This is a genomic window from Hydrophilobacter chitinilyticus (assembly GCF_049860745.1).
Taxonomy (GTDB): Bacteria; Pseudomonadota; Gammaproteobacteria; order Burkholderiales; family Burkholderiaceae_C; genus Rhodoferax_B.
This window is the reverse complement of record NZ_CP187561.1, coordinates 4,138,000-4,158,315: the sequence shown is the minus strand read 5'-3', so window position 1 is coordinate 4,158,315 and position 20,316 is coordinate 4,138,000. Positions and strand designations below refer to the sequence as shown.

The 20,316-nt window shown below is 63.1% G+C and carries 18 protein-coding genes and 1 riboswitch; of the genes, 13 read left to right on the top strand and 5 right to left on the bottom strand.

The window, feature by feature from the left end:
• Nucleotide 1: 1 nt before the first annotated feature.
• Both ACPWMG_RS18435 and ACPWMG_RS18430 read right to left on the bottom strand, forming a co-directional pair.
• A complete protein-coding gene (locus ACPWMG_RS18435) occupies nucleotides 2-1,348 on the bottom strand; it encodes a sensor histidine kinase (RefSeq protein WP_483300939.1) in 1,347 nt (448 codons plus the stop codon).
• On the bottom strand, nucleotides 1,345-2,028 hold the full coding sequence (locus tag ACPWMG_RS18430) for a response regulator (RefSeq protein WP_483300938.1): 684 nt from the start codon (nucleotides 2,026-2,028) through the stop codon (nucleotides 1,345-1,347). Before ACPWMG_RS18430 ends, ACPWMG_RS18435 begins: the two co-directional genes overlap by 4 nt.
• A gap of 213 nt (nucleotides 2,029-2,241) precedes the next feature.
• Here ACPWMG_RS18430 and ACPWMG_RS18425 point away from each other — a divergent pair, with 213 nt between their 5' ends.
• Entirely contained in the window at nucleotides 2,242-3,801 is a 1,560-nt protein-coding gene (locus ACPWMG_RS18425) for a methyl-accepting chemotaxis protein (protein WP_483300937.1), read from the top strand.
• Between the two features lie 21 nt (nucleotides 3,802-3,822).
• Here ACPWMG_RS18425 and argH read toward each other — a convergent pair whose 3' ends face one another.
• Nucleotides 3,823-5,220, bottom strand: coding sequence for an argininosuccinate lyase (gene argH / locus ACPWMG_RS18420; protein WP_483300936.1), 1,398 nt, complete (start codon nucleotides 5,218-5,220; stop codon nucleotides 3,823-3,825).
• Nucleotides 5,221-5,352: 132 nt separating this feature from the next.
• Between argH and ACPWMG_RS18415 the strand changes: the two genes are divergently transcribed.
• The 10 genes from ACPWMG_RS18415 to ACPWMG_RS18370 all read left to right on the top strand — a co-directional run bounded on the left by ACPWMG_RS18415 (nucleotide 5,353) and on the right by ACPWMG_RS18370 (nucleotide 15,317).
• Nucleotides 5,353-6,405: a sensor histidine kinase gene (locus tag ACPWMG_RS18415; RefSeq protein WP_483300935.1), complete on the top strand. Its 1,053-nt coding sequence runs from the start codon at nucleotides 5,353-5,355 to the stop codon at nucleotides 6,403-6,405.
• The gene (locus ACPWMG_RS18410) at nucleotides 6,402-7,148 is read left to right on the top strand and encodes a LytR/AlgR family response regulator transcription factor (RefSeq protein ID WP_483300934.1); all 747 of its coding nucleotides are present in this window, start codon (nucleotides 6,402-6,404) and stop codon (nucleotides 7,146-7,148) included. The genes ACPWMG_RS18415 and ACPWMG_RS18410 overlap by 4 nt, the downstream gene beginning before the upstream one ends.
• Before the next feature lie 87 nt (nucleotides 7,149-7,235).
• On the top strand, nucleotides 7,236-8,816 hold the full coding sequence (locus tag ACPWMG_RS18405) for an MFS transporter (RefSeq protein WP_483300933.1): 1,581 nt from the start codon (nucleotides 7,236-7,238) through the stop codon (nucleotides 8,814-8,816).
• The gene (locus tag ACPWMG_RS18400; protein ID WP_483300932.1) at nucleotides 8,813-9,421 is read left to right on the top strand and encodes a 3'-5' exonuclease; all 609 of its coding nucleotides are present in this window, start codon (nucleotides 8,813-8,815) and stop codon (nucleotides 9,419-9,421) included. The genes ACPWMG_RS18405 and ACPWMG_RS18400 overlap by 4 nt, the downstream gene beginning before the upstream one ends.
• Nucleotides 9,418-9,828 carry an SMU1112c/YaeR family gloxylase I-like metalloprotein gene (gene gloA2 / locus ACPWMG_RS18395; RefSeq protein WP_483300931.1) on the top strand — a complete coding sequence of 137 codons (411 nt, stop codon included), beginning with the start codon at nucleotides 9,418-9,420 and terminating at the stop codon, nucleotides 9,826-9,828. Before ACPWMG_RS18400 ends, gloA2 begins: the two co-directional genes overlap by 4 nt.
• 14 nt (nucleotides 9,829-9,842) lie before the next feature.
• Entirely contained in the window at nucleotides 9,843-10,406 is a 564-nt protein-coding gene (locus ACPWMG_RS18390; RefSeq protein ID WP_483300930.1) for an NYN domain-containing protein, read from the top strand.
• 38 nt (nucleotides 10,407-10,444) lie between these two features.
• On the top strand, nucleotides 10,445-10,855 hold the full coding sequence (locus ACPWMG_RS18385) for a 5-carboxymethyl-2-hydroxymuconate isomerase (RefSeq protein ID WP_483300929.1): 411 nt from the start codon (nucleotides 10,445-10,447) through the stop codon (nucleotides 10,853-10,855).
• Between the two features lie 114 nt (nucleotides 10,856-10,969).
• Nucleotides 10,970-11,076: riboswitch (cyclic di-GMP riboswitch) on the top strand.
• Between the two features lie 186 nt (nucleotides 11,077-11,262).
• Complete coding sequence (locus tag ACPWMG_RS18380) at nucleotides 11,263-13,080, top strand: methyl-accepting chemotaxis protein (protein WP_483300928.1); 1,818 nt, start codon at nucleotides 11,263-11,265, stop codon at nucleotides 13,078-13,080.
• Nucleotides 13,080-13,601 (top strand): chemotaxis protein CheW, encoded by a 522-nt coding sequence (locus ACPWMG_RS18375; RefSeq protein WP_483300927.1) that lies wholly within the window; start codon nucleotides 13,080-13,082, stop codon nucleotides 13,599-13,601. The genes ACPWMG_RS18380 and ACPWMG_RS18375 overlap by 1 nt, the downstream gene beginning before the upstream one ends.
• Before the next feature lie 153 nt (nucleotides 13,602-13,754).
• Nucleotides 13,755-15,317 carry a methyl-accepting chemotaxis protein gene (locus ACPWMG_RS18370; protein ID WP_483300926.1) on the top strand — a complete coding sequence of 521 codons (1,563 nt, stop codon included), beginning with the start codon at nucleotides 13,755-13,757 and terminating at the stop codon, nucleotides 15,315-15,317.
• Nucleotides 15,318-15,349: 32 nt separating this feature from the next.
• On the opposite strand, the gene recJ is transcribed toward ACPWMG_RS18370, so the two are convergent.
• Both recJ and ACPWMG_RS18360 read right to left on the bottom strand, forming a co-directional pair.
• Nucleotides 15,350-17,062, bottom strand: a complete 1,713-nt coding sequence (recJ, locus tag ACPWMG_RS18365) for a single-stranded-DNA-specific exonuclease RecJ (protein WP_483300925.1) — start codon at nucleotides 17,060-17,062, stop codon at nucleotides 15,350-15,352.
• Nucleotides 17,059-18,045 carry a hypothetical protein gene (locus ACPWMG_RS18360; RefSeq protein ID WP_483300924.1) on the bottom strand — a complete coding sequence of 329 codons (987 nt, stop codon included), beginning with the start codon at nucleotides 18,043-18,045 and terminating at the stop codon, nucleotides 17,059-17,061. The genes recJ and ACPWMG_RS18360 overlap by 4 nt, the downstream gene beginning before the upstream one ends.
• Nucleotides 18,046-18,134: 89 nt before the next feature.
• Between ACPWMG_RS18360 and ACPWMG_RS18355 the strand changes: the two genes are divergently transcribed.
• Both ACPWMG_RS18355 and lolD read left to right on the top strand, forming a co-directional pair.
• Nucleotides 18,135-19,391 (top strand): lipoprotein-releasing ABC transporter permease subunit, encoded by a 1,257-nt coding sequence (locus ACPWMG_RS18355; RefSeq protein WP_483300923.1) that lies wholly within the window; start codon nucleotides 18,135-18,137, stop codon nucleotides 19,389-19,391.
• Nucleotides 19,384-20,061, top strand: coding sequence for a lipoprotein-releasing ABC transporter ATP-binding protein LolD (lolD, locus tag ACPWMG_RS18350; RefSeq protein ID WP_483300922.1), 678 nt, complete (start codon nucleotides 19,384-19,386; stop codon nucleotides 20,059-20,061). Before ACPWMG_RS18355 ends, lolD begins: the two co-directional genes overlap by 8 nt.
• Nucleotides 20,062-20,316 lie beyond the last annotated feature (255 nt).

The window sequence follows — 20,316 nt, the reverse complement described above, 5'->3', positions numbered from 1 at the left end:
TTTAGCGAGACGCCAGAGCTCCTGGGAAGCGTAATGTCACGCGCAGGCCACCAAGTTCTGGCGAGGCATCCAAGGCCAGTGTTGCGCCGTGTTGGTCGGCAATCGTTTTGACGATGGACAAACCGAGGCCGCTGCCTTCGGTGCCGCTGGGGTTTTGCGCACTGCGGAAGAAGCGCTCGAATACCTGCTCGCGTTCTTCTGCTGGAATGCCGGGGCCCGAGTCTTCCACGACGACAGCCGTTGTGTCGTCGATCGACGTGACGCTTAGCTTCACCCGCCCATGCTCGGGCGTATATTTCACCGCGTTCTCCAGCAGGTTGCGCAGCAGCATGCGCAGGCTGTCGACGTCGCCGTTGACCGGTGTTGATGGCGCTTCGGCCACGCCAAGCTGGATCTCACGCGCTTGGGCGAGTGGCTGCAGGTCTTGGCCCATGCTTTGCGCCAGCGCTTGCAAGTCCAGCGGTTGCAAGTCAGGCGCGGGTTGGCTTTCTTGCCGGGCCAGCGCGAGCAGTTGGTTGAGCAGGCGGATGGCGCGGTCAATGCCCTGGTTCAGCCGGCCAATCTGGGTGTCGCGCACGGCAGGGTCTTGCGTGCGTTGCAGAGCCTGGGCTTGCAGTTTCAAGCCCGTGAGGGGCGTGCGCAGTTCGTGGGCGGCGTTGGCAATAAAGGCTTTTTGGTTGGCTTGCACACGGTCGATGCGGTCGAACAGCAGGTTCAGTTCTTTCACCAGGGGCTGCACTTCTTCGGGCAGGCCGCCGTCGGCCAGCGGCGACAAATCGGTGGCGGTGCGGCTGGCCACCTGTTGGCGCGTGCGCTCCAGTGGCGCCAAAGATTTGCGGATCACCAACCAGATCACCAGCATCAGCAGCGGTGCGATCAAGGCCATGGGCAGCATGGCACGCAAAGCCAGCGCACTGGCGCGGCTTTGCCGGGCGCTCATGTCTTGCGCAATCTGAATGGTTTGAAACGGCGTTTGAATCGAGTACACGCGGTACTGCGTGTGGTTCTGCACCACGTCTGAAAAGCCGAGCACGGCGCGCGGCGGCAGCACGGCGTGCGGCGAGCGAAACAGCGGCACACCATCGGCACCCCAGATCTGCACGATGTAGCCCACATCGTCTTCTTCTGTGTCGGGCACAGCCAAGCCTTGCGGTGAACGTGCGCGCATCGAATAGGCCATTTGCTGCAGGTGGTAGTCGAACATTTCGTCGGCTTGCTGCAGCGCGCTACGGTAGGCCGAGCTGGCCTGCAGCAATGCGGCCAGGGCGACGGCCGAGAGCACCGACAGCAGCAGGCGGCGCTTCAGCGAGTGTTGGCTTTTGGGGCTGGCGGGGGAGCTTGTGTTCATGGGCGCGGCATTACGTAGCCCAGGCCACGCACGTTCTGAATCAACTCGCTGCCGAGCTTCTTGCGCAGCCCGTGGATATAGACCTCGACCGCGTTGCTGCTCACGTCGTCCTTCCAGCTGTAGAGCTTTTCTTCGATCTGTGCGCGTGAAAAGACGACGCCCGGGCGTGCCATCAGGGTCTCCAGCACCGCCCATTCGCGGGCCGACAACACAATCGCTTCCACGTGCGATGCGCCGTCGCGCTCCACCGTGCGTGTGGCTTCGTGGGTGATGGGGTTCAAGCGGATGTTTTGGTACGTGAGCACCGAATCGGCTTGGCCGATGCTGCGGCGGATGAGGGCGCGGATGCGGGCCAGCAACTCGTCGATGTCGTAGGGCTTGAGCACGTAGTCGTCGGCCCCTGCGTCGAGCCCGGCGATGCGTTGGGGTGTGGCGTCGCGCGCGGTGGCGATCAGTACCGGCACTTTGCTTTTGCGTGCGCGCAGGGCCTTGAGCACGTCGAGCCCGTCCATCTTGGGCAGGCCCAGGTCGAGCAGCACCAGGTCGTAGGACTCAGTTTGCAGGGCGGTGTCGGCCATCAGGCCGTCGCGGATCCAGTCGACCGCAAAACCTTCGCCGCGCAAGACGTCGAGCAAGGTTTCGCCAATCATCAAATCGTCTTCTACCAGCAGCAGGCGCATGCGATCTTTTCCGTTAAAGCGTTCACTTGATTATGCGAGCAGGCACTTAGGCCATTCTTAACCGGGCGCCGATGAGGCGGTTGAGGTTGGCTTGCGCTTATCCCGAGCAAGTTCAAGGGGCAAAGGCTTGTAATTGTTTCAATTGTTGCCATAAGCTGTGCTCGGCGTCACCCGAAGAGAACCATTCACTGGTCAGCACTTGGAGGAGAACCGATGCGTACGAACTTACCCGTCACCCAGCGCGAGTATGAGTTTCCCGATAACGCAACGCTGATGTCGACCACCGACACGCAGAGCCATATCAATTACGCGAACGACGCTTTCATCGAGGTCAGCGGTTTTGACCGAGATGAAGTCAAAGGGCAACCCCACAACATGGTGCGGCACCCCGACATGCCCACCCAAGCCTTCGCCGACCTGTGGCGCACCCTGAAAGAGGGCCAGCCCTGGACGGGCTTGGTGAAGAACCGCAGGAAGAATGGCGACCATTACTGGGTGCGCGCGAATGCCGTGCCCGTGGTGCGCAATGGGCAAGTGGCTGGCTACATGTCGGTGCGTACCAAGGCTTCTCGCGCCGAGATTGAGGGCGCCGAAAAGCTCTACAAAGAATTTCGAGACGGCGAAGCGCGTGGCCGGGTGTTCCACAAGGGTTTGATCTTGCGCACCGGGCTGATGGGCTGGACTTCGTGGGCGAAGACCATGTCGGTGCGCTCGCGCATTCGTGTGGCCTTGGCGGCGCTGGTGGTGGTGGGCTCGTTTCTAGCCACCGTGCTGGGGCTGCGGGATCTAGAGTTGGCCGAGATGATAGGGGCGCTGGTGTTGAGTGCGGTGTTGTCGAGTTGGTGGCTGGAGGTGCAGGTGGCCGGGCCGTTGGAGCGAGTGCTGCGCCAGGCGTTGGACGTGGCTTCTGGCCGCAGCCAGCAAGGGCTGGAGTTGGGCCGGGTGGATGAGATCGGCATGACGCTGCGCTCCATCAACCAACTCGGGCTGATGTTCCGTTGGTTGATTGACGACGTGGCGCAGCAAGTGAGCAACGTGCAAAACGCCGTGGACGAAATCGCCAAGGGCAACAACGATTTGAGCTCGCGCACCGAGCAGTCTGCCGCTAGTGTGGAGCAGACCGCCGCGTCCATGACGCAGATGACCGCCAGCGTGAAGAACAACGCCGACACCACGCGCGAGGCCACCAAACTCGCCGGCTCGGCCAGCGAAGCGGCCACCAAGGGCGGCGAAGTGGTGGCCGGTGTGATCACCACCATGGGCGACATCACGGCCAGCTCGAAGAAGATTGTCGACATCATTGGTGTCATCGACAGCATTGCCTTCCAGACCAACATCCTGGCGCTGAACGCGGCGGTGGAAGCCGCGCGCGCGGGGGAGCAGGGGCGCGGCTTTGCCGTGGTGGCGAGTGAAGTGCGCGCATTGGCCGGGCGCAGCGCCGATGCGGCCAAGGAAATCAAGGCGCTGATTGGTAGCAGCGTGGAAAAGGTGGAGTCAGGTTCGCGGCTGGTGAGTGATGCGGGCCAGAACATGGACAGCATCGTCGCGCAAGTGCGGCAGGTGTCGCAGTTGATCGGCGACATCAGCGGTGCCACCCAGCAACAAAGCGATGGTGTGAGCCAAGTGGGGGACGCGATTTCCCACCTGGATCAGATCACCCAACAGAACGCCGCGCTGGTGGAACAAAGCGCCGCTGCCGCCAGCAGCCTGCAGCAGCAGGCGAAGCAGTTGGTGGAGGCGATCAACGTGTTCAAGCACACCTCGGCGGCTTGAACACGCGATCCCCGTTTGGGTTTAAACCAAACGTGCGCGGTGGCGCGCAATCTGCAGCTTCACCTGGGCTGGCGCCGTGCCGCCCAGCGTGTTGCGCGCGTTCAGCGAGCCGCGCAGGCTCAGCACGTCGAACACGTCTTTCTCGATGCTGGGGTGGAACTCTTGCAGCACCTTGAGTGGCAGTTCTGACAAATCAACCTGGTGCGAAATCGCGGCCTTGACGGCGTGCGCCACGGTTTCGTGTGCGTCGCGGAACGGCAAGCCCTTCTTCACCAGGTAGTCGGCCAGGTCGGTGGCGGTGGCGTAGCCCTTCAAGGCGGCGCGCTCCATGGCTTCAGGCTTGACGGTGATGCCGCCGACCATTTCGGCAAAGATGCGCAGCGTGTCTTTGAGCGTGTCGACGGTGTCGAACAGCGGCTCTTTGTCTTCCTGGTTGTCCTTGTTGTAGGCCAGCGGTTGGCCCTTCATCAAGGTGATCAGGCCCATCAAGTGGCCGACCACGCGGCCGGTCTTGCCACGCGCCAACTCGGGCACGTCGGGGTTTTTCTTCTGCGGCATGATCGACGAGCCGGTGGTGAAGCGGTCGGCAATCTGGATGAAGCTGAAGTTCTGGCTCATCCACAAAATCAGCTCTTCGCTGAAGCGGCTGATGTGCACCATGGCCAAAGATGCGGCGGCGGTGAATTCAATCGCAAAGTCGCGGTCGCTCACGGCGTCCAGACTGTTTTGGCACACGCCGTCCATCCCTAAGGTCTTAGCGACCAGTTCGCGGTCCAGCGGGTAGCTGGTGCCGGCCAAGGCAGCGGCGCCCAGCGGCAAGACGTTGACGCGGCGGCGCACGTCCAGCATGCGGTCGGCATCGCGGCTGAACATTTCGACGTAGGCCAACATGTGGTGGCCAAAGCTCACGGGCTGCGCCACTTGCAGGTGGGTGAAGCCGGGCAAGATCACATCGACGTTTTTCTCGGCGATGTCGACCAGGGCTTTTTGTAGGTCGATCAGCAGGCCGCCAATCAGGTCGATTTCGCCGCGCAGCCACAGACGCACGTCGGTGGCCACTTGGTCGTTGCGGCTGCGGCCGGTGTGCAGGCGCTTGCCGGCGTCGCCCACCAGTTGCGTCAGGCGGGCTTCGATGTTCAGGTGCACGTCTTCCAGGTCGAGCTTCCACTCGAACGCGCCAGACTCGATTTCGCCGGTGATTTGCGCCATGCCTTTTTGGATGGAGGCCAAGTCTTCGGCGCCGATGATGCCTTGTTTGGCCAGCATGCCGGCGTGCGCCAGACTGCCGGCAATGTCGGCTTGCCACAGGCGTTTGTCGAAAAACACGCTGGAGGTGTAGCGCTTGACCAAATCGCTCATGGGTTCAGAAAACAGCGCTGACCAGGCTTCGGATTTTTTATCGAGTTGGTTTTGTGACATGAGGATAGACCTAGTAGTGCGGCAGATCGCAGGAAATACGTGTACGGAGCGCTATGACGTCAGATTCATTGGAGGCGGGCTTGGTAGACGCCCAGTCTTCCCCAATAATCGAACACTGACACATTCAAGCGCATGAAAGAACCCCAAATTTTATCGACCTTCCACGAACTCGCTGGCGAACCGGCCGATGTGGCCGCGTCAGCCCGCGTGGTGGCCGCTGCGCAGGTGTTTGACGCCTGCAGTGCGGGCGTCATTTTGCGGGCGGTTTTGTTTGTCGAACTGGTGGTGTGTGTCGGGGCGATGTTCGGCACGGCCAGCTTTTTCGATTGGCTGGCCTTGTTCTCGGTGTGGACGGGCGGCGCCTTGCCCGCCACGCTCACCTGGCTAATTGTGGCCTGCAGCCTCAAGCGCCCGCTGGCGCTGCTGCCCGAAGCGGGGCAAATAGCGGCTGGTGTGGCGCTGGGCGGCTTGGCCGGGCTTTACGGTTGCGCCATGCTGGCTTTGCTGGGCGTGGCCGATCCGGTGCCCTGGCTGGCCAGCGCCAGCGCGGGTGCGTTGGTTTCGGCGCTGATGATGGCCGGGCTGCTGCTGCGCGCCCGGGCGCGTACCCCGGCGGCCACCACGGCGCGGCTCGATGAATTGCAGGCGCGCATCCAACCCCATTTTTTGTTCAACACACTGAACAGCGCCATCGCCCTGGTGCGCGCCGAGCCCGCCAAGGCCGAGGCGCTGCTGGAAGACTTGAGCGACCTGTTCCGCCACGCGCTGGTGGACCAGGGCGAAACCGTGAGCGTGGCCCAAGAGGTGGCGCTGGCGCGGCAATATCTGTCAATCGAGCAGGTGCGGTTTGGCGACCGGCTGCAGGTGCGTTGGGATCTGGACCCCGCCGCTGGCGAGACGCTGGTGCCGCCGCTCTTGCTGCAGCCGTTGGTAGAAAACGCCGTACGCCATGGCGTGGAGCCCAGCCCCACGGGCGCGGATCTGTACATCTCCACCGAGCGGCGCAACGGCGTGGTCATCATCAAGGTGACCAACACCGTGCCCGGCGGGCCTGGCCCCAAAGGGCAGGGCCTGGCGCTGGCCAACGTGCGCGAGCGGCTGAAGCTGCAGCACGACGTGCAAGGGCAGTTTCAGGCGGCGTTGAAAGATGGCTTGTTCCGCGTGCGCATCGAGGTGCCGGCATGACCCTGCGTGTGCTGATTGTGGACGACGAAGTGCTGGCACGCAGCCGCCTGCGTACCTTGCTCGACGACTGCGGCGCCGCTACCGCTTGTGTGGTGGGCGAGGGCGGCAATGCCGCGCAAGCGCTGGAGATCCTGGCGCGCGAAAGCGTGGACGTGGTGCTGCTCGACATCCACATGCCCGGTACCGATGGCCTGCAACTGGCGCAGGCCTTGAAGACACGGGCCGAGCCGGTGGCGGTGGTGTTTGTCACCGCCCACGCCGACCACGCGGTGAAGGCCTTTGAACTCGATGCAGTTGATTACCTGACCAAGCCAGTGCGCTTGGAGCGCCTGCGTGATGCACTATTAAAAGTAGAGCGGTCTGCGCAATCCAGAAAAGCGCTGGGACCCGATTTTTCTCAAGAGTCTTTGGTGATCCACGACCGCGGTCGGGTAGAGCGCGTGCCACTGGTGGACGTGTTGTACTTCAAGGCCGAACTCAAATACCTGACGGTGCGCACCGCTGCCCGCAGCTATATTTTTGACGGTGCGTTGAGTGAACTCGAAACGCGTCACGCTGGCTTGTTCGTACGCATTCACCGCAATGCGCTGGTAGCGCGGCGTGCGTTGCGGGCGCTGGAAAAGAAGTTCGACGCGGCCGAGGGCGAGGGCTGGGCCGTGCGCCTGCATGGGCTGGACGAGTGGCTGATGGTGTCGCGCCGACAGGTTGCGGCCGTGCGGGAAGCGCTGGCTGGGACGAGCTAAGCCCAGCGGATTCAGGTGATCCAGTTTGGTGCCAAAAACGACGTTACCAAATCAAAAACGCCACACATCCGCTGCACAATGTAGGGAATGACACCATCTGCATCGATATGGGACAGCTTGCGCCATCGCGCATTTCGGGGGCTCTGGGGAGCCGGTGCGGTCTACTTTATCGGCAACTTCATGCAGGCCATGGCGGCAGCTTGGATGATGGTGGAGCTCACCGGCTCGTCGTTCCTGGCGGCGCTGGTGCAGACGGCAGTTTTCCTGCCGATGTTTCTGTTGTCGCTGCCGGCCGGGGTGTTGGCTGACATAGCCGACCGGCGCACCCTGATCCAACGTTCGCTGGCGGTCCAGGCCATCAGCGGCACCTTGCTGGCGTTGCTGTTGCTGGCGGGCATTGGTGGCGCAGCCACCATTTTGTTTTTCATCTTTGTGGCGGGCTGCTGCACGGCCTTGTCGTCGCCGGCGTGGAATTCCACCGTCACCGACACCGTGCCGCGCGCCGACTTGCCGCAGGCCATCACCGTCATCTCCATCGCTTACAACGCCGCACGCGCCGTCGGGCCCGCATTGGCCGGGGTGGTGTTTTCGGTACTGGGCGGCGCTTGGAACTTTGCTTTTGCCGTGCTGGCCACGCTGGCGATGATGGAGTCGGTGCGCCGCTGGCCGCCGGCGCCACACCCACCGTCACGCCTGCCGGCCGAACGGCTGTGGGGCGGCATGATGAGTGCGCTGCGTTTTGCCTGGCATTCACAAACCGTGTTGGCGCAACTGGTGCGCACCGTGGCCTACAGCGGCGCGGGTTCGGCGCTGTGGGCGCTGTTGCCGGTCATCGGCCAGAAGCAGTTGGGCTTGGGCGCTGCCGGTTATGGCCTGTTGATGGGTTGCCTGGGTTCGGGCGCCGTGGCTGTGGGCCTGGTGATCGGCAAGCTGCGGGTGCGTTTTGGCCTGGAGCTGATTGTGGCGGCCGGATGCGTGGTCTACGCATTGGTGATGTTGATCTCGGCCTTTTCGCACTGGACCCCTTTGGTGCTGTTGGCGCTGTGTTTTGGTGGCGCGGCCTGGATGGCGGTCATGTCCACCTTCAACACCGCCACGCAAACCAGCGTGCCGCCCTGGGTGCGCTCGCGGGCGCTGGCCATGCATACCTTGTGTGCGTTGGGCTCATTCGCCTTCGGTTCGGCCTTCTGGGGTGCGCTGTCTGATCTGTTTGGGCTGTCTTTCACCTTGTGCCTGGCGGCGGTGAGCATGGGTTGCGGCCTGCTGCTGGCACGACCTTTCCCGCTACGCATGGGCGAGGCGTTGGAGGTCACCCAGGCCTCGCCGGGCGACGTGTTGCTGGTGAAGTACGAGCCCGCACCCGAGGCTGGCCCCGTGGCCGTGGAAATGGCCTACCAAGTGGGCGAGCGTGACGTTGAAGAGTTTTTGTTCGCCATCTCTGAATTACGCGCGCCACGCCAGCGCGACGGTGCCACGTTTTGGCGCGTGTACCGCGACCTAGCCAACCCGACGCGGTTTGTCGAGCGCTTCATCGTCACCTCGTGGGCCGACTACCTGCACCAACGCGCACGTGCCACGCTGGCCGACCAAGAGCATGAGGCCTATGTGCGCACCTTTCTGGAGCCCGGCACCACGGTCACCATGCAACACTACATAGCCGAACGATGAACGAGCGCAAAATCGCCCCCACGCGGGAAGAAATGGCGCTGTTGCCGCCGTTCCCCACACTGGGGCCGGAGGATGTTTGGCTGGTCGATACACCAGAAGAAGCGCAACGTGCCTTGCCCGAGTTGTTGGCGCAGCCGGTGTTGGGGTTCGACACCGAATCCAAGCCCACGTTTTTGAAGAACGAAACATCGAACGGCCCACACGTGGTGCAGTTCGCCACGACTTCGCGCGCCTACATTTTTCAGCTCTTTGCCCCCGAGTGCCGCCAGGCCGTGGCCGAAGTGCTGAACGCGCCCCACGTGGTCAAGGCAGGCTTTGGCCTGGCCTCGGACGTGCGCCAGATCGCCGCGAAGTTTGGTGCGGCACCGCAGGCGGTGCTGGATGTGGACGCGTTGTTCCGCCAGCAAGGCTACCGGCGTGAGCTGGGGGTGAAGGCCGCCGTGGCGGTGGTCTTCGGCCAAAGGTTTAACAAATCGAAAAAAGCATCGACCTCGAACTGGGCCGCGCGCAAACTCTCGGTTACACAGGTGCTGTACGCTGCGAATGACGCTTATGCGGCCATGCAGGTGTATGCGGCACTGCAACGAGGGAAAACCGTTTCATGAACGCAACTGCCACGCCTGCGCTGCAAGGCATTCACCATGTCGCCATCATCTGTTCCGACTATGCACGCTCCAAGCATTTCTACACCAAGGTGCTCGGACTTCGCATCGTGGCAGAGAATCACCGGGTTGCGCGCCAATCGATGAAGCTTGATCTGGCCTTGCCCGATGGCTCGCAGATCGAACTGTTTTCTTTTCAAAATGCGCCTCCCCGGCCTTCGCGCCCCGAAGCCCAAGGCTTGCGCCATCTGGCGTTTGCGGTGGCCGATCTTGATGCCAGCGTGGCCGCTTTGCAGGTCCACGGTGTCGAGGTGGAGGCGATTCGGCTAGACGAATACACCGAGCGGCGTTTTACTTTTTTTGCAGACCCGGACGGCTTGCCGCTGGAGCTGTACCAGCCTCATCCATAAAGATTTTTTGCCCCATGCCCAAGCCAGCCGATGATTTCGTCAAGACCGTATGGATCGTCGACGCCGCCTACCTCTACAACTTTGGCCGCACACGGCCGGGTGGTTTTGACTACCTGAAGCTGAAGAATGAACTGGTCCGCGCCAACGGCGGGCCGATCTACGAAAGCTACTACCTCAACGCCGCCGCCGACCCCACGGCCGAATCGCAAAGCGCGTTCCACACCTGGATCAAGTCGGCTGCGCCCAAGGGCCCGCAAATGCGTGTGCAGCTCTACAAGCTCAAAGACCTGCACAGCCGCTGCCCGTCGTGCGGCACGCAGTTTGACCGCCACGTGCAAAAGGGTGTGGACGTGGCCATCACCACACTGATGATCAAGCTCGCCGCACAAGACGTGTACGACCGCGTGATCCTGTCGGCCGGCGACGGCGACTTTGAAGACGCCATTGCCTACGTCAAGTCTGACCTGCGCAAAGAGGTCTGGCTGCACGGTGCGCAGTCCACATTGTCGGTTGATCTGCAGTGTTATGCCGACAAGGTTTTGTGGCTGGACGACATGGTTCCGGCCATCGACAAATAAGCCAAACAAGCTAAATACGCCATTCTGAGCCTCACTCCATGCCCCACCTCGTCATCCTCTACACCGGCCAACTCGACAACGAGACCGACATGAATGCCCTGTGCCGCAGCCTGGCCGACACCATGCTCACGGTGCGCGACGACGCCGACAAACCGCTGTTCCCGATTGGCGGCACCCGCGTGTTTGCCTACCCCGCGCCGCATTACGCCGTGGCCGATGGCTCGGGTGACCATGCCTTCATCTACATGAACCTGCGCATGGCCAAGGGCCGCAGTGTTGCAACGCAGCAACGCGCGGGCGATGCGCTGCTGGCCTGCGCCAAGGCGCACCTGGAGCCGGTGTTTGCCCAGCGCCACATCGGCATGACCATTCAGGTGGAAGAGGGGCAGGAGAGCTTTGACGGCAAGCACAACAACCTGCACCCGCTGTTTCAAAACGCGGGACGCTGACGGTTTTTAGGCGTCTTCTTTGTCTCTAGGGTGAAACGGCAGGCGCCAAGCTTGAGCGTCGCAAGGGGCCGTTGTTACAAATCGTACAAATTTCGGAAAACCCTTTAAAATCAGCGTTGTCATGGGCACACCCGATCGAAAGACGGGGTCGCAAAGCTTCCGGTCTACGGCGTTTCATGGGTGTGCTGCCCACAAGACGCCACGACAGCGGAGCTGCAAACTTCGGACTGCTTGGGTTTTATCCACGCAAGCACCACAGGCCTTCTACAGGCCGGGCGCCCACCGCGCTTCCGCTGACTGCACGACCCTCTCCCCCTCATCGATTTTGTCCAGACCCTGACCCGGCATGTGCGCAAATGCTTGGCTGGTGCCCTCATGCTTTGGCGCAAAAATCCGAAAGAGACGAGATGAAATTGAACGATATCCGCGTCACCCACAAACTGTGGGGCACCATCATGGGCCTGCTGCTGGTGTTGTTGGCGGTGGCCGCATGGACGCAAAACCGTTCCACCCAGACCATGGAAAAGGCTTTGGCGGATGTGCAGTTGTACGAATCCAACATCACGTCCGCGCAGCGCTGGCAGGGCCTGACCGAGACCAATACCGAGCGCTCGCTGGCCGGTATCGCCAGCACCGACCCGGCGATTGAAAAGTTTTTCCAGGAGCGCCAGGATGCGGGCAGCCTGTTGATCACCGATGTCAGCAAGAAGATTCGCGAACGCGAACTGTCTGACGCCGACAAGGCTGCGCTGGCCAAAGTGGGGGACGCGCGTGGCGTGTTGCTGGGCACTTTGAAACGCTTGCCTGAAGTCAAAGCCTCTGGCGACGCCGAAGCGCGCCGCAACTTTGCACTGAAAGAATTCCTGCCCACTTCGGCTGCTTACATCGAAGCCTTGAAGGCTTTTGTAAAGCTGCAGGAAGACCAGCGCGACAAGGCGCTACAAGAAGCCATTGAGGCCCGCCATGCTGTGGTCATTGGCGGCTTGATCAGTGCGGTGGTGGTGATCTTGATTGCCATTGGCTTGGCCCTGATGTTGGTGCGTTCGATCACGCGTCCTCTGGAGCAAGCGGTTGACGCTGCCCGTGCCATCAGCGACGGCGACCTGACGCAAACCGTGCGCGTGGACCGCAAGGACGAATTCGGCCAACTGCTGCAAGCCCTGGCCGGTATGACCGAGCGCCTGCGTGGCCTGGTGTCTGAAGTGCGTACCGGCGTGGAAGAGGTGTCGACCGCTTCGACCGAAATCGCCAACGGCAACAACGATCTCTCGGCACGTACCGAACAAACCGCTGCCAACCTGGAAGAAACTGCCGCCAGCATGGAAGAGCTGACCAGCACGGTGACGCAATCGGCCGACACCGCACGCCAAGCCAACCAGTTGGCGGCCACGGCCGCCGAAGCCGCCAGCCGAGGTGGCGCGGTGGTGGGTGACGTGGTGCAGAGCATGCAGAAGATCACCGACTCGTCGCGCAAGATCTCCGACATCATCGGCGTGATCGACGGTATCGCCTTCCAAACCAATATCCTGGCGCTGAATGCTGCCGTGGAAGCGGCCCGTGCCGGTGAGCAAGGCCGCGGTTTTGCCGTGGTGGCTTCTGAAGTGCGCAGCCTGGCGCAACGCAGCGCCCAGGCCGCCAAAGAAATCAAGACGCTGATCGGCGCTTCGGTCGACACGGTTGAGCAGGGCTCGGCCCAGGTCACCCAGGCCGGCGAAACCATGGGCGAGATCGTCACCAGCGTGCGCCGTGTGTCCGACCTGATCGGTGAAATCACCGCTTCGTCGGGCGAGCAACGCGACGGCATCGGCCAGGTGAACCAGGCCGTGAACAACCTCGACCAGATGACACAGCAAAACGCCGCGTTGGTGGAAGAGTCGGCCGCTGCCGCATCGGCGCTGCGCGACCAGGCCCAGCGCCTGGCCGAAGTGGTGTCGGTGTTCAACGTGGGCACCAGCAGCAATGTCCGCGCTGCGGCGGTGAAGCCTGCTGCGGCTTTCAAGGCACCCGCCAAGGCCAGCGCGCCAGTGGCTGCAAAAGCAACGACGCCTGTCGCCAAACCTGTGCCTGCCAAACCGCTGGCCAAACCTGCCAAACCGGTCGCACCCGCTGTAGCGGCTGCACAGGCCAAACCCGCACCCACAGCCCCTACGGCTGCGGCGCGACTCACTTCTGCCAAGGCGCCTGCCGTGGCAGCCGGTTCTGATGATGATTGGGAGACCTTTTGATGCGTGGCCTTGATTCCGCTTTGAATGCCGCCGTTGGCAAATCGGCCAGCTCCGCTGGCCAGTACCTGAGCTTTCACATCGGTGCCGAAGAGTTCGGCATCGACATCCTGAGCGTGCAGGAAATCCGCTCGTACGAGCAACCCACGCGTATGCCGCGTGCCGGTGACGACGTGTTGGGTGTGGTCAACCTGCGTGGCGTGATCGTGCCGATCATCGACCTGCGCATCCGCCTGGGCAATGCGCAAGCCGTGTTCACCACCTCGACCGTGGTGATCGTGCTCGACCTGCGCACCCATGTGGTGGGCGTGGTGGTGGACGCGGTGAACGACGTCGTCGCGCTCACGCAAGAGATGCTGCGCCCCGCGCCGAGCCTGAGCGGCCCGGTGGACACGGCCTACATCAACGGCCTGGCCCAGGTGGAAGAGCGCATGCTGATGCTGCTGGACATCCACACGCTGCTGCGCGACACCAGTGCGGTGGGTTCGGGTGTTGTGAACCGCGAAGAAGCGCTGGCCGCGTAAAGGCTCCGGGAGCGTGAACACGTTCTAAGAGCCTGTTTACGTTCTATTGGGAGCCCCAATAGATCGCGAACAGGCTCTAAAGTGCCGGTAGAAAGTGTCGATAGGGTTTACACGTATGCGCGGTTTTGCGCGCGTCGACCCTAAAGGCACACCATGGCACTTTCTGTCAACGACATCCGGATCGGCCGTCGACTAGGGCTGGGCTTCGGCCTGATATTGCTGCTGCTCCTGGGCATCGTGGCCATGGCGGTTAGCAATCTGAAGAACGTGGGGGCCAACACCGACGAAATCGTCAACCGCGTGTGGGCACGAGCCGATGCGGCGGCCGTCATCAACGGCACGACACGCGCCAATGCACGGCGCACCATGGAGCTTTTCTTTGTGTCGACGCCTGAAGAGCGCACACGCGTGCTGGGCTTCATCGACGAGAACAAACTCATCATCACCAACGCCCTGGCTACGCTCGACAAGCTGGTCGATGCCGAAGAAGACAAGGCCATCCTGGCGCAGCTCAAAACCGCGCGTGGGCGCTACGTGGCTTCGTTTACCCAAGTGGCCAAACAGTTGGGCGAAGGCCAGCGCGAAGCCGCGCAAGAAACCTTGAAACGTGAAACCTTGCCCGCCATCGATGCGCTGCAAGGCCATGTGGATGCCCTGAACGAGTTGCAACGCAAACATGCGGCACGCAACGGCGAAGAAGTGCACCAGCAGATTGGTGTGGCGGTGGTGTGGGTGATCAGCCTGGGACTGATTTGCCTGGGCATTGGGGCGGTGTTGGCTTGGCTCATCACGGTGTCCATCGTGAAGCCTGTGGCGGCGGCGGCTGCGGCTGCCGACCGTATCGCCCAAGGCGACCTCAGCCGCGACGTGCACGCCTATGGGCGGGATGAGGCCGGGCAGATGCTGCGCTCGGTGGCGCAAATGCAAGCGGGCTTGCGCGACTTGGTCACCTCTGTGCGCAACGGCGTGGGCCAGGTGTCATCCGCGTCGGCCGAAATTGCGGCGGCGAACAACGACCTCAGTGGTCGCACCGAAACCCAGGCCAGTGCACTGGAGCAGACCGCCGCTTCGATGGAAGAACTGGGCAGCACGGTGCAGAACAATGCCGACAACGCCCGCGAGGGCAACCGCCTGGCCACCGAGGCTTCGGAGTTGGCCACGCGTGGCGGCATCGAGGTCGAGCAGGTGGTGGACACCATGCGCGGCATCAACCAAAGCTCGGTGCAGATCGCCGACATCATTGGTGTGATCGACGGCATTGCGTTTCAAACCAACATCCTGGCGCTGAATGCCGCTGTAGAGGCCGCACGCGCTGGGGAGCAGGGCCGAGGCTTTGCCGTGGTGGCCAGCGAGGTGCGCAGCCTGGCCGGGCGCAGCGCCGATGCCGCCAAACAAATCAAGGCCTTGATTTCCGAGAGCGTGGGCCGTGTGGAGCGTGGCACGCAGTTGGTGGACCAGGCCGGCAGCACCATGACCACCACGGTGGACGCGATCAAACGCGTGGCCGTGATCATGGGGCAGATCAGCGCGGCCAGCAATGAGCAGAACTCGGCCATTTCGCAGGTGGGCGAGGCGGTGAACCAGCTCGACCAGTCCACCCAGCAAAACGCCGCGCTGGTGGAGCAAACCGCTGCTTCAGCGTCGAGCTTGAACGACCAGGCGCAGCATTTGGTGACGGCGATTTCGCGTTTCCAACTGCAGGGCGCGGCAGGTTGATGGGCCGAACGCCCCGAACGCCCCGAACGCCTTCAGGGCCCTTCCATCCCTTCGATCAGGAAGCGCACGCGGCGCTGGCCTTGCCACTCGTCGGCATCCAATCTGAACGCCAGACGCACACGCGGCGGCAGCATTTCGGTGTGGCCGAACCACATGCCGTCCACCGGCTGGCCCTGGTGCTTGAGCTTTAGCGCCAGGTGTTTTTCACCCACCAGGCGCTGCGACACCACTTCGATTTCTTCGCAGAACACCGGCGGTGCAAAGCCTTGGCCCCAGACCTCGTGGTGCAGCGTGTCGACCAGGTCGATGCGGCGGTACTCGGGGTTTAGCGGGCCATCGGTGGCCAGGCGGCGGGTGAGGGTGGCGGCGTCCAGCCACTCTTGTGCCACCTGGGCCAGCGCTTCTTCAAACACTTCAAACTGGTCTTCGGCTATGGTGCAGCCTGCGGCCATGGCGTGGCCGCCAAAACGCAGCAACACGCCGGGGTGGCGCTTGGCCACCAGGTCGAGGGCGTCGCGCAGGTGAAAGCCGGGGATGGAGCGGCCCGAGCCTTTGAGTTCGTGCTCTTTGCCGGGCGCTTGTGAGGCGGCGAACACGAAGGTCGGGCGGTGCAGCTTGTCCTTCAGGCGCGACGCCACGATGCCCACCACGCCTTCGTGGAAGTCGGGGTCGAACACACAAATCGCTGGCGGCGGCTCGTCGCCTTCTTCAAACAAGGACTCGGCGATCAGCATGGCTTGTTCGCGCATGCCGCCCTCAATTTCGCGGCGCTCGCGGTTGATGCCGTCGAGCATACCGGCCAACTCGGCGGCGCGGCCGGCGTCGTCGGTCAGCAGGCATTCGATGCCCAGCGTCATGTCGGCCAGGCGGCCGGCGGCGTTGATGCGGGGGCCCAGCGCAAAGCCAAAGTCGAAGGTTGTGGCCGTGGGGGCACGGCGGCCGGCGGCGGTAAACAAGGCCGCCATGCCGGCGGGCAGGGCACCGGCGCGGATGCGGCGCAGGCCTTGGGCCACGAGGCGGCGGTTGTTGGCGTCAAGCTTCACCACGTCGGCCACGGTGCCCAGGGCGACCAGCGGCAGCAGGGCGTCGAGCCGGGGTTGCTCGCGCCCGGCAAAGGCGTTGCGGGTGCGGAGTTCGGCGCGCAGCGCCATCAGCACGTAGAACATCACGCCCACACCGGCGATCGATTTGCTGGGGAAGTCGCAGCCCGGCTGGTTGGGGTTGACGATGACCTCGGCCTGCGGCAATACCGCGCCGGGCAGGTGGTGGTCGGTCACCAGCACTTGCAGGCCAAGTGCTTGCGCTTTGGCCACGCCTTCGACGCTGGCAATGCCGTTGTCCACGGTGAGCAGTAGGTCGGCGCCGCTGTCTTTCACGCGTTGGGCGATGGGCGGCGTGAGGCCGTAACCATCGACCACGCGATCGGGCACCAGGTAGGCGACGTGTTGTGCGCCCAGCAGGCGCAGGCCGCGCACCCCCACGGCGCAGGCGGTGGCGCCGTCGCAGTCGTAGTCGGCCACGATGCAGATGCGGCGGTTGGCGGCAATGCTGTCGGCCAGCAGGGTGGCAGCTGCGGCCGCGCCTTTGAGTGCGCTGGGCAACAGCAAGCGGCCCAAGGCGTCGTCGAGTTCATCGTGGGCCAACACGCCGCGCGCGGCGTACAACTGGGCCAATAACGGGTGCACGCCGGCTTGCTCCAGCGCCCAGACGGCGCGGGGTGGAACGTCTCTTACTGTAATTTTCATAGCTGCTGCAGCGCGCTGGAGATACTTGAGGTGCGGAAAAGGTTGGTGATTTTCTGGCGCAGGCCGAGCCCGCCTGAACGGTAGTGCTGGGCGCTGCGCTCGCCACACAGTGTGAGCTGCACGGCTTGGCCGGCAGCCAAACGTTCGCGCAAGGCGGCGCAGGCGGTGTTGTCCACCTGCTGCCACGCGGCCATCCAGGTGCCGGTGTGGCCGGTGCGGGAGGCCTCGGTCAACATGGTCGGCATGGTGGGGGCGGCTGCGCTTAGGTTGAGGCCTGCGGGCAGCGTGCCGGTGCCGCTGATCCAGAACGAGTTGACCGGGCGCTGGCGTTGGTCGGTGCGGGCATCGTTCACCGGGTGGGTGTAGAGCAGCATCTGCATCTCGTTTTGCAGGCGGCGCAGTGCACGCGCGCTGGCGCTGCGTGGCAGCCAGTCGTCCACCTTGCGGGCCGCCACGCGGTCGAGGGACGCCGTGGGCAGGTCGCGGAACACATCGCCTTGGGCCAGCCAGGTGGTGGGGGCTACGTAACGCAGGCTCAGGCCGTCTTCTTCAAAGTAGGGCTGCATGGCGGCCAGCAAGGCGCGCGACTCTTGCTCGGTGAGCAGCAGTTGCGCGGGGTCTTCCATCGCCACGTGGGACGTGGCCAGTTGCCAATGGCAAGGGGTGATGACGGCCCAGCCCTGGTCGGGCGTGAGCTTGGTCATGGTGCTGGTGTCTGCCAGCCTTGATGCTTGCAGCGCTGCCCAGGGGATCAAGCCATCGGCGGCCTGGCCCAAGCCCAGTACTTTGGCGAGTGCGCGTTCGTGCGGTGGAGAGAGACTCTCTTCGGTGCCTGTGTCCACGGGGTCGGCTTGCAGCCGCGAGAGCAGCCAGGTCAGGTTAGGCAGCACCAATCGGCTCCAGTCGATGGTGCCGCTTTCGGGCTCCACATACAGGCTGGCAAAGGGAATCAACAGGTGGGACGGGTCTGGCGGGTTCGACATATTGGGGGGCATAGGGGGGACATTGTCCGGGATGCCACAATCTCTGCCCTGTGTGGGCCATTTTGGCCCTCTTATTTCTTTCAAGGCCGATGCTTATTCCCTACGAACTGCTTGTGGGCTGGCGCTACACCCGCGCTGGCCGTGCCACCCGGCGCAACGGCTTCATCTCGTTTATTTCTGGTGTCTCCATGCTGGGCATTGCGCTGGGCGTGGCCGCGCTAATCATTGTGCTGAGCGTGATGAACGGCTTCCAGAAAGAGGTGCGTGACCGCATGCTCAGCGTGGTGTCGCACATCGAGATTTTTGCGCCCAACGGCGAAGCGCTGCCCGATGTGAACCAAACCATTAAAGAGGCCCGGCAAAACCCGGCGGTGATTGGCGCGGCTCCGTTCATCGCTACGCAGGCCCTGTTGGCGCGTGGTGAAGACATGAAGGGCACCATCGTGCGCGGCATCGACCCGGCGCTGGAGCCGCAGGTTACCGACGTGGCCGCCGCTGAAAAAAACCAGGGTATCAACCGCCTGGTGCCCGGCGGTTTTGGCGTGGTGCTGGGCATTGAGCTGGCGCGCAGCATGGGTGTGCGCGAAGGCGACACTGTGACGCTGATCTCGCCCAGCGGCCAGGTCACACCGGCCGGTGTGGTGCCGCGCCTGAAGCAGATGACGGTGGTGGGCACGTTTGACTCGGGTCATTACGAATACGACTCTGCGCTGGTGATGGTGCACATGGACGACGCCGCGCGCATCTTCCGCCTGGAAGGCCCGACCGGCGTGCGCCTGCGCTTGAAGGATTTGCACCAGGCCCGCGAAGTGGCCGATGAACTGGTGCACACGCTCAGCGGAAAGCTGTTGATCCGCGACTGGACGCGGCAAAACCGCACCTGGTTCTCGGCCGTGCAGCTCGAAAAACGCATGATGTTCATCATCCTCACGCTGATCGTGGCCGTGGCGGCGTTCAACCTGGTGAGCACCTTGGTGATGACGGTGACCGACAAACGCGCCGACATCGCCATCCTGCGCACGCTGGGGGCCAGCCCGCGCAGCATCATGGGCATCTTCATGGTGCAGGGCGCGATGGTGGGTGTGATCGGCACCCTGGCCGGTTTGGCCCTGGGCCTCGGCATTGCCTACAACATCGATGTGATCGTGCCCGCGCTGGAGCAGTTGTTCCACGCCAGCTTCTTGCCGCGCGACGTGTATCTGATCAGCCGCATGCCTAGCGATCCGCAGCAGGCCGACATCATGCCGATTGCCATCATCTCTTTGGTGCTGGCTTTCCTGGCCACCATTTATCCAAGCTGGCGCGCCAGCCGAGTCAACCCAGCAGAAGCCCTACGTTATGAGTGAAGTCGTTTTACAAGCCCAGGGCCTGACCAAGCGGTTCACCGAAGGCCGCTTGGATGTGACGGTGCTCAAGGGCATCGATTTACAAGTGCATGCCGGCGAAACGCTGGCGATTGTGGGTGCCTCGGGCTCTGGCAAGAGCACCTTGCTGCATTTGCTGGGTGGGTTGGATGCGCCCACCAGTGGCAGCGTCACGCTGAAGGGCCAAGCCCTGGCGGCATTGAGCCCGGCCGCGCAAGGGGCCATGCGCAACCAGCACCTGGGTTTTGTCTACCAGTTCCACCACCTGTTGCCCGAGTTCAGCGCGCTCGACAACGTGGCCATGCCGCTGTGGATTCGGCGCATGGTGCCCGAGGCAGCGGCTAAACAAGCGCAAGAGGCGTTGGCTTCTGTGGGCTTGACCGACCGCGTGCACCACCGGCCGGCAGAGTTGTCGGGCGGCGAACGCCAGCGTGTGGCGATTGCGCGTGCGCTGGTCACCCAGCCGGCTTGTGTGTTGGCCGATGAACCCACTGGCAACCTCGACCGCAACACGGCGGATGGCGTGTTTGAGCTGATGCTGAAACTTGCCCGCGACCACGGCACGGCGTTTGTGATGGTGACCCACGACGAGAGTTTGGCCGCGCGTTGTGGCCGCAGCATGCGCCTGAACCTGGGACAGTTCACAGGCTAAAACGGCCGAATGGCCCCGGAATCTGCGCGGTCAGAGCGGCTGCGCAGTTTCAGTTTCCTGCCAAATGCCAGCCCCGCAGGGCTGGCGGCCACGCTCTTGCATTGCCTTGCGCCCTTCAGCGCCCCGGGTTGGTGCTTATTTGCTTTTGAATACGAGCAAATTAATGTTGCGCCTCGGTCACGATGTGTAGACAAATCGTTCTGCCGCGCGGGGACCGTCCGCGTAAACTGTTGTAATCAAAGTGAGCATTGGTCA

Coding starts and splice junctions, on each gene's coding strand:
- ACPWMG_RS18385 (WP_483300929.1), top strand. CDS start 10,445: ATGCCCCACCTCGTCATCCTCTACACCGGCCAACTCGACAACGAGACC.
- ACPWMG_RS18355 (WP_483300923.1), top strand. CDS start 18,135: ATGCTTATTCCCTACGAACTGCTTGTGGGCTGGCGCTACACCCGCGCT.
- gloA2 (WP_483300931.1), top strand. CDS start 9,418: ATGAACGCAACTGCCACGCCTGCGCTGCAAGGCATTCACCATGTCGCC.
- argH (WP_483300936.1), bottom strand. CDS start 5,220: ATGTCACAAAACCAACTCGATAAAAAATCCGAAGCCTGGTCAGCGCTG.
- ACPWMG_RS18370 (WP_483300926.1), top strand. CDS start 13,755: ATGGCACTTTCTGTCAACGACATCCGGATCGGCCGTCGACTAGGGCTG.
- recJ (WP_483300925.1), bottom strand. CDS start 17,062: ATGAAAATTACAGTAAGAGACGTTCCACCCCGCGCCGTCTGGGCGCTG.
- ACPWMG_RS18435 (WP_483300939.1), bottom strand. CDS start 1,348: ATGAACACAAGCTCCCCCGCCAGCCCCAAAAGCCAACACTCGCTGAAG.
- ACPWMG_RS18430 (WP_483300938.1), bottom strand. CDS start 2,028: ATGCGCCTGCTGCTGGTAGAAGACGATTTGATGATTGGCGAAACCTTG.
- ACPWMG_RS18405 (WP_483300933.1), top strand. CDS start 7,236: ATGACACCATCTGCATCGATATGGGACAGCTTGCGCCATCGCGCATTT.
- ACPWMG_RS18360 (WP_483300924.1), bottom strand. CDS start 18,045: ATGTCGAACCCGCCAGACCCGTCCCACCTGTTGATTCCCTTTGCCAGC.
- ACPWMG_RS18400 (WP_483300932.1), top strand. CDS start 8,813: ATGAACGAGCGCAAAATCGCCCCCACGCGGGAAGAAATGGCGCTGTTG.
- ACPWMG_RS18380 (WP_483300928.1), top strand. CDS start 11,263: ATGAAATTGAACGATATCCGCGTCACCCACAAACTGTGGGGCACCATC.
- ACPWMG_RS18415 (WP_483300935.1), top strand. CDS start 5,353: ATGAAAGAACCCCAAATTTTATCGACCTTCCACGAACTCGCTGGCGAA.
- lolD (WP_483300922.1), top strand. CDS start 19,384: ATGAGTGAAGTCGTTTTACAAGCCCAGGGCCTGACCAAGCGGTTCACC.
- ACPWMG_RS18390 (WP_483300930.1), top strand. CDS start 9,843: ATGCCCAAGCCAGCCGATGATTTCGTCAAGACCGTATGGATCGTCGAC.
- ACPWMG_RS18375 (WP_483300927.1), top strand. CDS start 13,080: ATGCGTGGCCTTGATTCCGCTTTGAATGCCGCCGTTGGCAAATCGGCC.
- ACPWMG_RS18410 (WP_483300934.1), top strand. CDS start 6,402: ATGACCCTGCGTGTGCTGATTGTGGACGACGAAGTGCTGGCACGCAGC.
- ACPWMG_RS18425 (WP_483300937.1), top strand. CDS start 2,242: ATGCGTACGAACTTACCCGTCACCCAGCGCGAGTATGAGTTTCCCGAT.